The following is a 16,182-nucleotide window of genomic DNA, read 5'->3' on the forward strand; positions in this document are numbered from 1 at the left end:
CGCCGACCACAAACTACGGCAATAATTTTGCAGTGCAACAGAAAACGTGGACCGCCGCACCAAAAATGTTGCGATGCAGCAAGACCTGTACTAGCATTCCCTCGGGTGGGCCAACAGCGGTCGAGTTTTTATGCTGCATGTCTTGTACCTAGTGCACGACGTTTCCGACCCGGCGGTGCGCCGGCGGATCACGATGCTCAGGGCAGGTGGGGCCCAGGTCACCTTGGCCGGATTCCGTCGCACCGCGAATCCGATTGCGGATATCGAGGGACTGCGCCCGATCGACCTCGGCGGGACGCGTGACGGGCGATTCGGCCAACGCCTCGCGGCCGTAGCCAAAGCAGCCGTTTCGATAGGCTCGAAGCTGGGCGGAATGCCAAAGCCGGATGTCATCGTCGCGCGCAACCTGGAAATGCTGGCGCTTGCCCGCCGCGCCAGGTCAGCCTTCGGTGCATCGGTTCCGATCGTATACGAGTGCCTCGACATTCATCGGCTTGTGCTGCGCAACGATGTCCTGGGCAAGGCGCTGCGTGCCACCGAACGATTTCTGGCCAGGGATGTGAAGCTGCTGGTGACCAGTTCGCCTGCCTTCATCGCCAATTATTTCAAGCCGTTCGGCCAGGTCGCGGCACCCATCGAGCTGGTCGAAAACAAATATTTCGAGGCCGCGACGATTGTGCCCGGCGCTGCCGAGGCCGATGAGAGCCCGGTCGGCCCGCCATGGCGGATCGGCTGGTTCGGCGCGCTGCGCTGCCGCCGCTCGCTCGAGCTGCTGGCTGATTTCTCCCGCCGCACGGAGGGCCGCTTCGAGATCGTGCTGCGCGGCCGTCCGGCTTTGTCGGAATTCCCTGACTTTCACGGCTTTGTCGAGGCCGAGCCATGGCTGTCGTTTCTCGGGCCCTACCGCAATCCGGAAGACATGGCGGCGATCTACAACGATGTCCATTTTTCCTGGGCGATCGATTTCTTCGAAGCGGGGCAGAACTCCGAATGGCTTCTGCCCAACCGGCTCTATGAGGGTTGCCGTTTCGGCGCGGTGCCGATCTCGATGGGCAATACCGAGACCGGGCGGTTCCTCAAGCAGCAGGATATCGGCGTGCTGTTGCCGCAGGCGTCGCCCGAAGCGCTCGAAGCCGCGCTAGGCAAGATGGAGGAGCATCGCTTCGCCAGGCTGAAGGGGCGTGTTCTGGCGCGCAACCCGAGGACCTGGAGCTACGATCGCAGCGATTGCCGTGCGCTTGTCGAGCGGCTGCGCAGCCTGACCGCCGTGCCCGGTTCGTTTGCCGCCGAGGCATTGGCATAGGATGGCAGGGGATGGACAGAGGCAAGATGGACAGAGGTTGATGACGCAGACGGAAAAACCCTCATCCAGCCTGATCGTTATCCCATGCCTGAACGAAGCCGCCCATATCGGTGCGCTGCTCGATCAATTGCGGCCCGCGGCCGCCAGGCTTGGCGCCCGGATCATCGTCGTCGACGGCGGCAGCACCGACGGCACGCTTTCCATCGTAGACGAAGTCATTGCCAGGGACCCGCGGGTTATCCTGCTCCACAACAAGCGGCGCATCCAGAGCGCGGCGATCAATCTCGCCGTCGGTACCTTCGGCGATGGTGCCGACTATCTCATCCGCATCGATGCGCATGGCGGTTATCCCGACGATTATTGCGACCGGCTGGTCGAGGAAGCGCTGGCTACATCAGCGGATTCGGTTGTCGTTTCGATGCTGACCAGCGGCAGCGGTGCCGTGCAGAAAGCAGCGGCCGCGGCGCAGAACTCCAAGCTCGGCACCGGCGGCTCGAAGCATAGGCATCTTTCGCAGGGACAGTGGATCGATCACGGCCATCATGCACTGATGCGGATATCGGCGTTCGGCGCCGTCGGCGGCTATGACGAAACGTTCAGCCACAACGAGGACGCCGAGCTCGATTATCGCCTGCGCAAGGCCGGCTACAAGATCTGGATGAGCGGCAAGACGCAGATGGTCTACTACCCGCGCGGCTCGCTCTCAGGCCTCTATTTCCAGTATCTCGGCTACGGTCGCGGGCGTGCCAAGAATGTGCTGAAGCATCGCGTCATCCCGAAGGTGAGGCAGATGGTGCCGCTGCTGGTGTTCCCGGTGGTGCTGCTGGCGGCCTTCTCTTTCGTGCACTGGCTGGCGGCGGTGCCGCTGCTGCTGTGGGCGTCGGTGTGCCTGGGCTACGGGCTGGTGACGGCTATCCGCCAGCGCAAGGCCGACGTTGCGCTGGCCGGTGTCTCGGCCATGGTCATGCATCTTGGCTGGTCGGTCGGCTTCTGGCTGCAGCTTCTCGGCCTCGGCTCGCGACGAGGAGTGGCCTGATGGCGGTGTCGGCAAAGAACCGCAGCATCGACATCGGCGTCTGCACGTTCCGCCGGCCGGAACTGGCCGACACGCTGCGCTCGCTCGACGCCATGGAGATGCCGGTGGGATTCGATGTCCGCATCGTCGTCGCCGACAATGACGACACCCCATCGGCCCGTGACCTGGTGGCGGCGCTGTCGCGGGAATTGACGGTGCCGATCCACTATCAGCACGCCCCGGCGCGCAACATCTCGATCGCCCGCAACGCCTGCCTCGATGCGAGCACCGCGGATTTCGTCGCCTTCATCGACGACGACGAGACGGCCACGACGCCATGGCTTGCCGAACTGGCCGCGATGGCGCAGCAAAGCGGTGCCGCCGCCGTGCTCGGCCCGGTCAGGGCGCGCTATCGCCCGGACGCGCCGGACTGGATGCGGCGCGGCGATTTCCATTCGACCTTGCCCGTCTGGGTGCGCGGCGAGATCCAGACCGGCTACACCTGCAACGTTCTGCTGCGGATGGGCTCGGACAGCCTGCGCGGCCGCCGCTTCAGCCTGGCGCGTGGCCAGACCGGCGGCGAGGACACCGAATTCTTCGACCAGATGCACAAGGCAGGCGGCCGCATCGCCTTCTCGCCCGAGGCATGGGTCGACGAGGTGGTGCCGCGCTCCAGGGCGGCATTCGATTGGCTCGGCCGCCGCCGCTTCCGCGTCGGCCAGACGCATGGCCATCTCCTGGGCAGCAGCGCCAGCGGAATCGGTCTGGCCAAGCAGGTCGGCCTGGCCTCGGCAAAGGCCATCTATTGCTTCGCCTCGGCACTTCCGGTCGTCGTCAGTCCGGTACGCAGGAACCGCAGCGTGCTGCGCGGCATTATGCATGTTGGTGTCGTCAGCGGCCTCGTCGGCATCCGCGAAATCCGCCTCTATGGCCAGCCTTCGCCACAGGAGGGAGGCAAGCGTGCAGCCTGACGTCAGCTCTATCCCCGATGTTTCCTTCGTTATTGCCGCCTACAATGCCGAGACGACCCTTGATCGGGCGATCGCCAGCGCCATCGCCCAGAAGGGTGTCAGCGTCGAAATCATCGTCGTCGACGACAAGTCGCGCGATGCGACGCTCGATGTTGCGCGGGCCTATCCCGGGGATATCGTCCGTGTCATCGCCCTGCCAAGCAATCGCGGCCCGGGCGGCGCCAGGAATGCCGGCCTCGATGCCGCCCGCGGCAGATGGATCGCGGTTCTCGATTCCGACGACGCGGTCTTTCCCGGCCGGCTCGCCAAGATGATCGCGCGTGCCGAAAGCGCGGATGCCCAGATCGCCGTCGACAATCTGCAGGTCGTTCGCGAGGACGGCGTTATCGAGGACGCGATGTTTCCGCGGCAATATCTGGAAGGCTTGCGCGAGATTTCGCTGGCCACCTACATCGCCGGCAACATCGTCTTCGAATCCAAGTTCAACCTCGGCTACCTCAAGCCGATCTTCCAGCGCGAGTTCCTGAACGAAAACCGGCTTCGCTATGACGAGAAGCTGAGGATCGGCGAAGACTACATCCTCTTTGCCGCCGCCCTGGCCAACGGCGGAAAATGCGTCGTCGAGCCCGATATCGGCTATGCCTACCATATTCGCAGCGTCTCCATTTCGCGCGTGCTCGAGCTTCACCACGTCGAAGCCATGCGCAGGGCGGATGCCGTGTTCGCTCAAACCCATCGGATGGATGAGGCCGCGCAAGCCGCGTTCGCGCGGCGTGGCCGCAGCCTGCGCAAGGCGGCATCGTTTCTGTCACTGGTACAGCACATCAAGGCGCGGTCCCCGCTCAAGGCGATCCGGACTGCGCTCAGCGACCCGGCGGCGGTCAGGCATATGGGCATGCCGATCGCCGTGCGGTTGCGAAGAATGGCGGCACAATTTGCCGTCGGGGCGGGGAGGTGAAGATGCAGGCACATGGAGGGAATTTTCGTGGCCTGTGAACGGATTGAAGTCGATCTCCTCAGAAGGAATTTGCGATGAAGAAAATCAGGAAGGCCGTGATACCGGTGGCGGGGCTTGGAACGCGGTTCCTGCCGGCGACCAAGTCGATGCCGAAGGAAATGCTTCCCGTCGTCGACAGGCCCGTCGTCCAATATGCGGTGGACGAGGCCTTCGAGGCGGGCATCGAACACATCGTCTTCGTGACCGGTCGCAACAAGGCGGTGATCGAGGACTATTTCGACCTGCATCCGGAATTGATCGGCACCCTGGAGCAGACCGGCAAGAAGACCCAGCTGGAGGCGCTCGAAAGCATGCTGCCTGTGGCCGGCGCCACCAGCTTCATCCGCCAGCAATCCCCGCAAGGCCTCGGCCATGCCGTCTGGTGCGCGCGCGAGGTTATCGGCAACGAGCCCTTCGCCTTGCTGCTGCCGGACATGGTGTCCTTCGGCGGTCGCGGATGCCTCGCCGAAACCGTCGAGCTTTATGAGCGCACGGGCGGCAACGTAATCGCCGTCGAGCGTTGCGAACCCAGCGAGACCAACAAATATGGCATCGTTGGCCGTGGCGCCGAGATCGGCGGCGGTTTCGAGGTGACGGCCATGGTCGAGAAGCCGGCGCCGGCCAATGCGCCTTCGAATTTCTACATCAACGGCCGCTACATCCTGCAGCCGGAGATTTTCGCGCTCCTGGGCAATCAGCAGCGCGGCGCCGGCAACGAGATTCAACTGACGGATGCCATGGTTCGTCTGTCGAAGGATCAGCCGTTCTTCGCCCAGCCTTTCCTCGGCCGCATGTTCGACTGTGGTTCCAAGGAAGGGTTCATCCAGGCCAACATCGCCTTCGCGCTGGCGCGCGACGACATGAAGGGTCCGGTTTTCGAGATGCTTCAGGAGTTCGTCCGGTCGCATGAACGCCAGGAAGAAGCCGCATAATGCCCATCTTTCGGGAGTATCGTCGGATGGCCGGCGAAGAGGGGCCGGCAGGTTCTCTCCGTCTGGCACGACGCTTGCATTGCTCTGGCGATGCTCCCGATCTTCGAGGCGCCTGCAAGCCAAGGCATGATCCCTGAAAGTGGGTCCCGGTTTCCGGAAAAGATCATGTTGAAACAGTAAGATAGAGCCAATTGCGATCAATCGGAATAGGACCGGCTCTAGAATTGGACCGAAGATGAATTATGCCAACTTTCCTCTCGACAAGAGGATGCCATTGCCGAATTCGGACGCAGGAGACGGCGAAGACTTCATCGATATCGAGCGGCTGCTTGGCATGGCCGCACGGCAGGCCAAGGTGGTTGCCGTGTGTGCCGTCATCGGTCTCTTCCTGGGCCTGCTCTATTTGCAGACAACGCCGCCCAAATATCAGTCGATCGCCAGCGTGCTGATCGACGAGGGCTTGAACAAGATCGTCGACGACATTTCGGCGACGTCGACAACCATGCAGACCGATTCCGCCATCCTGAGCCAGATCGAGATCCTGACCTCGACGCGGCTTGCCGCCGTGGTCGTCGACAAGCTGAAGCTCGACCAGAACGACACGTTCATGAATCCGCCCCAGTCGGCGCTTGCCCAAGGCATAGGCCTCATCCGCGGCCTGATCCAGTATGTCCGCCCCAGCTCTTCCATGCCGGGTGGCGCTGACTTCAGCAAGCTCGACCCGGCCGCCCGCGATGCGCTGATCGCCACGTCGCGCCGCGACTACGCGATCCTCAAGCTGCAGAACGAGATCCGGGCGGAACGCGTCGGCCGAAGCTACGTCATCGCGCTCGGCTATCAGGCGACGGATCCGGCCTTGGCAAACGCCATCACCAAGGCCTATGCCGATGCCTATCTCGCCGATCAGCTCGATGCCAGCTTCGATGCCACCGAGCGGGCTGCGGTCTGGCTGCAGGGCCGGTTGACGGAGTTGCGCCAGAGCTCGCAGGCAGCTTCGCTCGCGGTTGAGAAATTCAGGGCCGAACATGGGCTGGCCGCCAACAGCGATGGCCAGCTGATGAGCGACAAGCAGCTTTCCGACCTCAACGCCCAGCTTATCGTGGCGCAGGCCGACACCGCACGCGCCAGCGCCCGCTACCAGCAGTACAAGGCCATCGTCGACAGCGGCTCCGAAAACGCTTTCAAGGATGCCGCCATATCGAGCGACCAGCCAAGCAGCTCGGTCATATCGGCGCTCAAGACCCGCTACCTCACAGTGGCCAAGCGGCTGCAGGACGTCGAGGCGAATTTCGGCCCCGAGCACCCGCAGGCGGTGGCTCTCTCCAAGGAGAAGGCCGACATATCGACGCAGATTTTCGGCGAGCTGAAGCAGCTGACCGAAAGCTATCGCAACGAATATGAGGTGGCGCAGGCACGCGAGACCGCGCTCAGGGCCAACGTCGCGGCCGCGCAAGGCAAGAGTTCCGTCGACAACCAGACGCAAGTCAAGCTGCGTGAACTCGATCAGCAGGCGACGGCGCTCACCACGCTCTATCAGACATTCCTGGGTCGTTACGAGGAAGCCGCGCAGCAGCAGTCCTTCCCGGTCGGCAAGATCCGCATCATCTCCGACGCGTCGATGCCGATGACGGCCTCAAGCCCGCGCACCATCGTCGTGCTCGGACTTTCGCTGGTGCTTGGCCTGCTGATGGGCGCCGGCTTTGGTGGCCTGAACGAGTTCAACGAACGCTTCTTCAGGACCGGCGAGGACGTGCGCGACCGCGTCAACCTGAAATTCCTCGGCTACCTGCCGACGATCGGCGGCAAGCTCGGCAAGGAAGAAAAGCCGGGCGAGACCCAGGTGGACGCCAAGACCACCCAATCGCTGTCTTCAGCCGAAAAGCGGGCGCGCATGCGGGTCAGCATCGATTCTCCAGCCTCGATGTTCTCCGAAACGCTGCGCAGCGCCAAGATCGCCTTCGACGTCGTGATGGAAGGGCAAGGCAGCCGCGTCATCGGCATCATCTCGGTGCTTCCCGGCGAGGGCAAGTCGACGGTCGCGGCAAATCTCGCCGGCTTGCTTGCCGCCAATGGCTCCAAGACGCTGCTGATCGACGGCGACTTGCGCAATCCCGGCCTCAGCCGAGGCCTTGGCATGGAAACCGAGCAGGGCTTGATGGAAGCGGTGGTCGGCGGCCAGACCTGGCAGTCCGTCGGCAAGATCGACAGGCAGACGAAGCTGGCGATCATCCCGGCGGTGCTGCGCGGTCACTTCTCGCATACCAGCGAACTTCTCTCCTCGGCCGGCATGCGGCGCTTCATCGAGAACGCCAAGGAGACGTTCGAATACATCGTCGTCGATCTGCCGCCGCTCGGACCGGTGGTCGACGCCAAGGCCTTCGCGCCATTGGTCGACGGTTTTGTACTGGTCACCGAGTGGGGGCGCACCCCGCGCGCGATGGTCAGGTCGATGCTGGAATCCGAACCCTATGTCGCCAACAAGATCGTCGGCGCGGTGCTGAACAAGGTCGATTTGAAGAAACTGGCCAAATACGGCTCGTTCGGCGGTTCGGAAAAATTCTTCGATAAATATTCGAGCTACTATCTGGAAAAGTCGGAAGTGCGCGGCAAGGCGCCGGTCTGACGTCGACCTTTGCGCGAGTGGGTCCACTCTGAAGTGTATCGATCTTCAGGCCAGCACACCTGAATATCGTTGCGCGTCAGGAGAAGATCAGCCTGCCTTGCTTGTCGGCGATCCTGACGGCGGTCAGGCGTCCGCTCTGGAAGGCGGCCGTGTCGATGCCGAGCCGGCGCCCTTCGAGCTTCGGGACATCCACCGGCGTATGCCCGTGCACCACCCAGCGGTCGAGCAGGTGCGTTGCCTCGAAGAAGTCCGAACGGATGTTGATCAGGTCATGGTCGGTTTGCGCCGCAAGGTCGACGCCGGGCCTGATGCCGGCGTGGACAAACACGAACTTCCGCGAACGGACCATGATCGGCAGCCCGCGCAGGAAGCTGACGTGATCGTCCGGAATGATCTCCCTTATGCGCCGGTCGATCTGCGCGCTGCTCCCGTAGAGGCTGGTGAGGCGCGCCGGATCGATGCCATAGGAAAACAGGGTTTGCAGGCCGCCCGTCGCCAGCCAGGGTTCGCGGGACAGATTTCCGTCGAGATAGTTCAGCATTGCCACTTCGTGGTTGCCCGCAAGACAAATGCGCTGAAATCCTTTCGGCGGCGGCGCCAGGAGGTGATCGAGCACCCGCGCCGACTGAAACCCCCGGTCGATGTAGTCGCCAAGCATGACGATGATCTTGCGGCTCTGGAAGCGCAGCGAATCGAGCAGGATCTTCTGCTCCAGCGCGCGGAGTTCCTTGTAGCAGCCATGCACGTCGCCGATCGCATAGACGACAGCGTCCTGCATATCGATATCGAGGCGCGGACGCGCCGCGATGCGGGGTTTTCGCTGGAACAGGGTCACGTGCCGGGCGTCTCGAGGCAAGCTCTCATGCCGAAGGCATAAGTGCCTGTTATCATGCCCGAAACGAAGAATTCCGCAATCGTGGAAAATGCAGCTGCGCCGGGTCGGCACCGCCAATGCATGTCGCTCGGAAGTGAGCTCCGTTTTGGGAGAGCGATCCGTGGAACAAAGGCCTGGGGTGGGCCTGAATCCGCTCAGGCGCGACATGCTTTAGGTCGGCGGCCGGGCCGGTCTGCCGGACCGTCGTCAGGCTGCCTTAAGCCGATAACGGAAAACGGTATGGTCGAGCAGCAGCCGGATGCGTGGTTCGGCCTCGGTCGCCACTAGCCAGCTTGCCGCGATCATCGTCGCGCCGACGACCGCCATCGAGAACAGATGCGGCAGACCGGCGCGGACCAGGATGCCGAGCAGGGCCGCGCCGACGACATCGTGCAGCAGGTAGAGCGGATAGGTCATCAGCCCGATCCGGCGCCAGCCGCTCCAGGAGAGGTCGAGCCGCAGCGACCACGCCATCAGCGCGATGCCTATGAGGAAGATGAGGATCGGCGGGGCGAAGGGCATATCACGCCCGACCTTCAGGATATGAACGTCGACCGAACTGGCGATCTGCAGCACACCACCGGCCAGGAACAGGGCGCAGAAGGCTAGGCGGGCGGCTGTCACCGCCTTGAAGCGCATCAGCCACAGCATGACGCCGGTGGCGAAGAACACGCCGTGATGCACCAGAAGCAGGTCGAGCGTGCGTGTTTCGGCAAGGTCGGCCCAGTCGAGCGGGCAGTAGAGGCACCAGAACAGCGCGCTGACCAGGCCGATGGCGAGCGCCACAATTTCCATTAGATGGAAGCGGCCGAGCCGCAGCAAGGTCCAGACGACGGCATAGAAGGCGATCTCGATGCCGAGCGTCCAGTAGACGCTGTCCACCCATGGCGCGTAAGGGGCGAACAGGCCGGTGCGGACGAGCCTGACGACGGCATCGGTCGGCCAGCTGAGGCCGACGATCAAAAGCACCGCCGCAGTGACCGGCGCACAGATCCACACGGCCGGCGCCAGCCGTTTCACCCTGGCTTCGAAAAACCGCAGGGGTGTCGACCTTTCGGCGCTGAAGGCGATGACGAAGCCGCTGATGACGAAGAAGATCTGGACGCCGACCCAGCCGGATTCGACCCAGGCGCCTATTGCCGGCTGCGGGGGAACGCCGCCCGTGGCGCGCGCCGAAACACCGTCAGGATACGCCCACACCCAGAAGCCATAGTGGTAGACCATGACCATGACGGCGGCGAGAAAGCGCAGGATGTCGACGCCGCCAAATGTAATCTTCTGCTGAGCCATGCGACCTTTGTCGATGGCCCCCCGCGAACGACTTTAGGGTGCATTGCTGCGTCGCACAATAAAAGTATTGCTTGCCGATCGAAAAGGTCGTCCGCGGCCCACCTTCAGTGGCTCAAAGGCCGATCCCACGTTCCTTCAGCGCCGCAGTGATCTCGTCGAGGATGACCGGATCGTCGATGGTTGCCGGCATGGCCCATTCCTCCTTGTCGGCGATCTTCTGCATGGTGCCGCGCAGGATCTTGCCCGATCGCGTCTTGGGCAGGCGCTTGATCGTCACCACCGTCTTGAAGGCGGCGACCGGGCCGATGCGTTCGCGCACCAGGCCGACCACCTCGTTCTCGATGGAGCCGATATCGCGGGTCACACCCGCATTCAGCACCACGAAGCCCAGCGGAACCTGGCCCTTCATGGCGTCGGCAATGCCGATGACCGCGCATTCGGCGACATCGGGATGGGCCGAAAGCACCTCTTCCATGGCGCCGGTTGACAGGCGGTGGCCGGCGACATTGATGATGTCATCGGTGCGGGCCATGACGTAGAGATAGCCGTCCTCGTCGACCATGCCGGCATCCGCCGTCTTGTAGAAGCCGGGGAACTCGTCGAGATAGGCTTGGCGGAACCGTTGATCGGCATTCCACAGCGTTGGCAGGCAGCCGGCCGGCAGCGGCAGTTTGATCACCACATTGCCCAGCGTGCCGCGCTTCACCTCATGGCCAGCATCGTCGAGCACGCGGATGTCGTAGCCGGGCATCGGCACGCCGGGCGAGCCGTATTTCACCGGCAGCAGGCCAAGGCCGGCGGGATTGATCGTCATCGGCGAGCCGGTCTCTGTCTGCCACCAATGGTCGACCACAGGCACATTCAGCTTCTGCTCCGCCCATTTGATGGTTTCCGGGTCGGCGCGCTCGCCGGCAAGAAACAGCGTGCGGAACTTCGAGAGGTCGTGTTTGGCAATGAACTCGCCCTTCGGGTCCTGCCCCTTGATGGCGCGGAATGCGGTCGGCGCGGTGAACAGCGCGACCACGCCATGCTCCGCTATCACCCGCCAGTAGGTGCCGGCATCGGGCGTGCCGACAGGCTTGCCCTCGAACAGGATGCTGGTGCAGCCATGCAGCAGCGGTCCGTAGACGATGTAGGAATGGCCGACCACCCAGCCGACATCGGATGCCGCCCAGAACACCTCGCCCGGCTTGACGCCGAACTCGTTTTCCATCGTCCATTTCAGTGCGACCATATGGCCGCCATTGTCGCGCACGATGCCCTTGGGCTGCCCGGTCGTGCCCGATGTGTAGATGATGTAGAGCGGATCGGTGGCAAGCACCGGCACGCAGTCGACATTGGCGCCCGCTGCCCGTTCGCGGGCGACGGCATCGGCGTAGTCGATGTCGAAATGCTCCTTCAACTCGCAGCGCAACTGGTCGCGCTGCAGGATCAGGCAGGCGTCCGGCTTGTGGCGGGAGATCTCGATCGCCTTGTCGAGCAACGGCTTGTAGGCAACGACGCGGCCTGGCTCCAGGCCACAGGATGCCGAAATGATCAGCTTCGGCCTGGCATCGTCGATGCGGGTGGCAAGCTCATGCGAGGCGAAGCCGCCGAAGACCACCGAATGCACCGCGCCGATGCGGGCGCAGGCGAGCATGGCGATGGCCGCCTCGGCCACCATCGGCATGTAGATGATGACGCGGTCACCCTTGCCGATGCCGCGGTTCTTCAGCACCGAAGTCAGCGCGACGACCTCGCGCTTCAGCTCGGCATAAGTGAACTTTTTCACGGTTCCGGCAATCGCACTGTCATGGATCAGCGCGATCTGGTCGGCGCGGCCGCCGGCGACGTGGCGGTCGATGGCATTGTAGCAGGTGTTGCAGGTGGCGCCGGTGAACCAGCGGCCATAGACACCGGCATTGGCGTCGAACACCTTGTCCCAGGGCGAATACCAGTCGATGGCGCCGGCCGCATCCGCCCAGAATTGTTCCGGATCGCGTTTCCAGCCTTCATAGACCTCGTGATAGCGTGAAGCCATCCATACCTCCCCGGGAAATGTTTTTCTTCCTTCCAGATAGCGCGCTCTACCCTTGGCCGCAAATCCACGCCATTGTGACGACGGCATCGACCTGGCGCTTGGGGGCAAGCAGTTATGAACTGCGAGACGGGACTGGGGTGGTGATGTCTGCTGCTGTGCGGATCATCGGGCGCTTTTCGCTATCATCGGTCATGGGCGCCGTACTTGCTATGTCCACCGGAACCGCTGAAGCCGGCGATGCCGCGGCACGGCACATCATCGGCTTTTCGCCGGATGGCGCTTATTTCGCCTTCGAGCAATATGGAACGCTCGACGCCGGCGCCTCGGACTCCGGCTGGTCTGAGATCGACGTCATCGATACCCGTACGGATCGGTTCGTTGGCGGTAAGCCGATCCTCGTCGTCGATGAGACGGAGGAGGCGACACTGACGCTGGAGCAGGCGAGGGCGCAGGCCGCCGCTCAGGCGGCGCCCATTCTCGCCCATTATGCAATCACATCCCCAGCCGAGCAGACAGCGTCCGACAAATTCACCTTTCCGGGTGAAATGGTTGCCTACAACGACATCTCCCGCCTCGAACAGGTGTCGCAGAAATGGCTGTCGCCGCTCCATGGCGAAACGGGCGTTTCGACCATCCAGCTCGACGAGATCCTGGCAGCCAGCACGAGCGATTGTTCGGCGAGTTTCGCAACGACGGAGCAGCGCGACACATCTGGCAAGGCACTCGGCTTCCGGCTGACGCTGCAAGGCCAGGACGGCAAGCCGTTCAAGATCCTGCACGAGGACAAGACCGTGCCGGGCTCAAGAAACTGCCCGACCTCCTACAGCCTGTCGGAATCCTACGAACTTACCCCGGCCGGCAAGCCGGCGGTGATCGTTGTGCTGGTGCAGCGTTTCAGCCAGGGTTTCGAGGGGCGCGATCGCCGCTTCCTCGCGGTGACCGGGGAGCCACGCTGAGAGGTCACGCCCAAGCGCTGGCAGCCGATCTGTCTGAAGGTTGTTTCTAGATCGGCAGGGCCACAAGCATGAGGCCAATGCCGCCAGCGATCAAAATGGCTGTCGCCAGCGCTTTTCTATGACGTTCGAAGCTCGTCGGAGCTCGCTCCCAATTGTAACGCATACGCTATCTCCCCAATACCCAGGCAGGTTTTACCTTACTTAGGGGAAGAAATGCAACGTCCGCTGCCGGCAGCCCGCTGTTTGTCACGTTTCATCGATAACTATTTCTGGGCCGAATGCGGCCGGGAAGACGCAACCGAGCAGGTTCTAACGCGACTGGCGCGGAGAATCTGTCAGCAAGGCCGTTGGTCCGTGCACCGGGCTCCCGTGATCGGCCGATAGACAGCGCTCCACCTCCGCGCTATCTGATTTCCGGGATGAGCATGGCTTGGAGGGGGCGTGGTGGAAATAGTCTCTGGAACCGTTCTGCGGCTGGCCGAGGATGCCTCGGTGCAGCATGTGGGCGATGGCGCAGTCGTGCTTTTGGCGCGCAGCGGCCAGCTCTATACATGCAACGGCACGACCGAAGCCTTTCTCGACAAGGTGGACGGCGCGCGCAACCTCGACCAGATCGTCGACCTGCTGTGCGAGGAGTTCGAGGTCGACAAGGGGACGCTCGATCAGGACATGGCGGCACTGGCCACGGATCTGATCTCGGAAGGTATCCTCGCCGCGCCAGGTGCTTGATGGCTGACGGCCCGCTCCTGCGCGCTCTTTTTCGCTGCCATCTCTGGGCGAGCGCGCGGCTGATGCCGGTCCTTGTCACCAACCGGAGCTTCGAGGAGGTGCTCAGATGGGCGCCGCTCGCCTCGTCGACGCCCTATCGCGGTCTGCCGTCCGCCTACATCGTCGAGAGCGTCAACCGCACGGTCCGCCACCCCTGGCTGATGCGTGACCGCAGGTGCTTGAGGGAAGGTCTGCTCGGTCATCGTTTCCTGCGACTAGCCGGCTTCGATCCGGACCTGCGCTTCGGCGTCGAACCGCAGTCGATGCAAGCGCAGCGTCTATCGGCGCATTGCTGGGTCTGCCTCGACGGCAAGCCGGTGGTCAGCGACAAGCTTCCCGGCATGGTCGAGATCTATCGTCATCATGCCGATGCCGTAAAGGCGCGTCCCGCTTGACCAGACCTTCAGCCTGCTATGGCCTCAACGGCCTGATCCTTGGCATATCGGCCGAGCGCTCCGAGCTGTGGCAGGATTTCGACCGGATGCTGGGCAGCCTGCGCATAGGGGAACCCGTCGCGCCGGACTTTCGTCTTGAGATCACCGAAACAGACACGCTGGACGAGACACCCAATGGATCCCTGGTCTTCGATGGCGAGGTGCCGGAGGATGGTCCCTGCCGGATGATCGAGGATGGCGGCATTGTCCATCTGGTCTTTCCCGGGCGCCAAACCGTTGCGATCAATGGTGGGGAAGGTTGGGCCGAACTCCGGATTAGCACCGGTACGAAAGCCGCCTGGACGCCGTCGATGTTGGTCCTGGATGCCGCGCTCGACGCCGGTGGCCAGCATATGCTGCATACGGCCGGGCTGACCTTGCCTGACCGCGATGCGGTGGTGCTGATCCACGCCCCGAGCGGCACCGGCAAGACCACGACGTCGCTGGCGCTGGCAACACAGGGCTTTGGCCTCTGCTCCGACGACGCCATGATCCTGAATGTCGCTTCGGGCAAGGTTGTAGCCTGGGGCTTGCCGCGCGCCGTCAAAATCCACCGGAAGACTGCCGAAATGATCCCGCAGGTGGCGCCATGCCTTGGCCAGACGTGGGATCGCAACGGCGAACAGCCGGTCTCGTTAGAACGGTTGGGCGGTATCATCCGGGTGGAAAACGCATCCGCCCGGCCGGTGGCGGCGCTTCTGCACCTGGCGCGTTCCGCCGACGGGCAGACCCGGCTCGTCGCCATGGCCAGGACCGACGCGATGGTGGCGCTGGCAGTCGACAATGTCCGCACCGGCATGACCGGGCTGCTGCCGATGCAGAAGCGCAGGCTGGCGACCATCGCCGGGCTGGTCAATGCGGTGCCGACCTTCCAGCTCGAAGTAGGCGCGCGCCCGGCTGACGCTGCGGCGCTGATCCGCGGCACCCTGGATTGACGTCAAGTCAGGCTACTTGCGGCCTGGCCTTGGCCAATCTCTGAATCCACCGGAAGGCGTCGCGGCGCAGGCGCGAGCCCAGTCTGTCCCTGGAATTGACGCCAAGCAGCGTATTCGTTGTGATCAGCCGCCTGGCCAGCCGTATGGAGAGGTCGGGCTTGATGCGGCCGGCGAGTTCGAGCGCGCGGCTCTCGTCGAACAGCTGGCCGGTCACATTGAGCACGATTGCCAACTCCAGTTCGATGCCGGTCATACGGGCAGCGTCGAACAGGCGTGCTTCCGCTTCGGGTGATTGCAGCGCCCGCACGCCTTGCAGCACGTCCACGCAAAGCTGCAGGCGGTGGAATTTGTGGCCGCCGGCGGCGTGCACGATGGCGATCGTTAGAAGAGCCGCCGGCGTGTCCGTGGCTTCGCCGTCGATGGCGCGCAATTCAGGGAAACCCAGCGACAGGCGCCGCCGCATGCCGGTGTCATGCACGAGGTCGCCATGCAGTTCGACCAGCAGGCTGGAATTCTCTTTTTCCAACCATTTGAATTCCTGCAATTCGTAGGATTCGGCCTCGTTGCTGCCAAGCTCGAAGCCGCATGCCGCGATCACCTGGTTTGCCCTGGCCAGATTGGCGGGTTCGACCAGGATGTCGATGTCGGTGAAGGGCCTGTCGGCGACGTTGCGGTAGAGCTTTCGCGCGAAGACGGGTCCCTTGACGATCCGCGCCGGAATATTGTCCGCCGCCAGTCCCTTCATGATGCGGTCGCCATGATACTTCAACAGCATCGACTGGCCGGTGGCGATCGTTGCCTTCTGGCGCAGATCCTCCAGCTTGCCGTGCAGGTCGGCATCCGCTGGCAGCCGCGCGTCCCCGCTGAGCTTGCGCAACATGATCGGCAGCACGCCGTGAAACTCGGCATTGTCGAGCAGCGCCGTCAGCGTCTTTGCCGACAAATCTTCGCCGCCTGCCGCCGCCTCGGGGTCAGCGAAGCGCAGCAAGAGTCTTTCTTGGGCGGAAGTAAGCGGTGGCAGCATCAACCCAGCTAGCATTGCGAGCAAGTCAGGAATGGTTGCA

The 16,182-nt window shown here is 63.3% G+C and carries 14 protein-coding genes; 10 read left to right on the plus strand and 4 right to left on the minus strand.

The annotated features are described in order from the left end of the window. Positions 1–130 precede the first annotated feature (130 nt). The 6 genes from EOC83_RS03300 (at position 131) to EOC83_RS03325 (ending at position 7,841) form a co-directional block, all read left to right on the plus strand. Positions 131–1,303 carry a glycosyltransferase gene (locus tag EOC83_RS03300; RefSeq protein ID WP_063169885.1) on the plus strand — a complete coding sequence of 391 codons (1,173 nt, stop codon included), beginning with the start codon at positions 131–133 and terminating at the stop codon, positions 1,301–1,303. 40 nt (positions 1,304–1,343) lie between these two features. Further along, on the plus strand, positions 1,344–2,339 hold the full coding sequence (locus tag EOC83_RS03305; protein ID WP_063169886.1) for a glycosyltransferase family 2 protein: 996 nt from the start codon (positions 1,344–1,346) through the stop codon (positions 2,337–2,339). Then, on the plus strand, positions 2,339–3,289 hold the full coding sequence (locus tag EOC83_RS03310; RefSeq protein WP_063169887.1) for a glycosyltransferase family 2 protein: 951 nt from the start codon (positions 2,339–2,341) through the stop codon (positions 3,287–3,289). Before EOC83_RS03305 ends, EOC83_RS03310 begins: the two co-directional genes overlap by 1 nt. Further along, positions 3,279–4,247 (plus strand): glycosyltransferase family 2 protein, encoded by a 969-nt coding sequence (locus EOC83_RS03315; protein ID WP_063169888.1) that lies wholly within the window; start codon positions 3,279–3,281, stop codon positions 4,245–4,247. Before EOC83_RS03310 ends, EOC83_RS03315 begins: the two co-directional genes overlap by 11 nt. Positions 4,248–4,321: 74 nt before the next feature. Continuing rightward, positions 4,322–5,218, plus strand: coding sequence for a UTP--glucose-1-phosphate uridylyltransferase (locus EOC83_RS03320; protein ID WP_013528099.1), 897 nt, complete (start codon positions 4,322–4,324; stop codon positions 5,216–5,218). A 235-nt stretch (positions 5,219–5,453) separates the two neighbouring features. Further along, entirely contained in the window at positions 5,454–7,841 is a 2,388-nt protein-coding gene (locus tag EOC83_RS03325; protein WP_024501825.1) for a polysaccharide biosynthesis tyrosine autokinase, read from the plus strand. 76 nt (positions 7,842–7,917) lie between these two features. Here EOC83_RS03325 and EOC83_RS03330 read toward each other — a convergent pair whose 3' ends face one another. The 3 genes from EOC83_RS03330 to EOC83_RS03340 form a co-directional block, all read right to left on the minus strand. After that, positions 7,918–8,676 (minus strand): metallophosphoesterase family protein, encoded by a 759-nt coding sequence (locus tag EOC83_RS03330; RefSeq protein ID WP_013528097.1) that lies wholly within the window; start codon positions 8,674–8,676, stop codon positions 7,918–7,920. 246 nt (positions 8,677–8,922) lie between these two features. Then, the gene (locus EOC83_RS03335) at positions 8,923–10,005 is read right to left on the minus strand and encodes an acyltransferase (protein WP_063169889.1); all 1,083 of its coding nucleotides are present in this window, start codon (positions 10,003–10,005) and stop codon (positions 8,923–8,925) included. A gap of 112 nt (positions 10,006–10,117) precedes the next feature. Further along, entirely contained in the window at positions 10,118–12,025 is a 1,908-nt protein-coding gene (locus tag EOC83_RS03340; RefSeq protein WP_063169890.1) for a propionyl-CoA synthetase, read from the minus strand. 209 nt (positions 12,026–12,234) lie between these two features. Between EOC83_RS03340 and EOC83_RS03345 the strand changes: the two genes are divergently transcribed. The 4 genes from EOC83_RS03345 to EOC83_RS03360 all read left to right on the plus strand — a co-directional run bounded on the left by EOC83_RS03345 (position 12,235) and on the right by EOC83_RS03360 (position 15,118). After that, complete coding sequence (locus EOC83_RS03345) at positions 12,235–12,981, plus strand: DUF2259 domain-containing protein (RefSeq protein ID WP_244514258.1); 747 nt, start codon at positions 12,235–12,237, stop codon at positions 12,979–12,981. A gap of 441 nt (positions 12,982–13,422) precedes the next feature. Then, positions 13,423–13,710 carry a PqqD family protein gene (locus EOC83_RS03350; RefSeq protein ID WP_032898709.1) on the plus strand — a complete coding sequence of 96 codons (288 nt, stop codon included), beginning with the start codon at positions 13,423–13,425 and terminating at the stop codon, positions 13,708–13,710. Next, a complete protein-coding gene (locus tag EOC83_RS03355; protein ID WP_063169891.1) occupies positions 13,710–14,144 on the plus strand; it encodes a lasso peptide biosynthesis B2 protein in 435 nt (144 codons plus the stop codon). The genes EOC83_RS03350 and EOC83_RS03355 overlap by 1 nt, the downstream gene beginning before the upstream one ends. Continuing rightward, positions 14,141–15,118 (plus strand): hypothetical protein, encoded by a 978-nt coding sequence (locus EOC83_RS03360; protein ID WP_063169892.1) that lies wholly within the window; start codon positions 14,141–14,143, stop codon positions 15,116–15,118. The genes EOC83_RS03355 and EOC83_RS03360 overlap by 4 nt, the downstream gene beginning before the upstream one ends. Positions 15,119–15,125: 7 nt before the next feature. Here EOC83_RS03360 and EOC83_RS03365 read toward each other — a convergent pair whose 3' ends face one another. Continuing rightward, on the minus strand, positions 15,126–16,142 hold the full coding sequence (locus EOC83_RS03365; RefSeq protein ID WP_063169893.1) for a nucleotidyltransferase family protein: 1,017 nt from the start codon (positions 16,140–16,142) through the stop codon (positions 15,126–15,128). Positions 16,143–16,182: the final 40 nt, after the last annotated feature.

Origin of the sequence: Mesorhizobium sp. Primo-A, assembly GCF_003997175.1 — a bacterium.
GTDB classification, from domain to species: Bacteria; Pseudomonadota; Alphaproteobacteria; order Rhizobiales; family Rhizobiaceae; genus Mesorhizobium; species Mesorhizobium ciceri.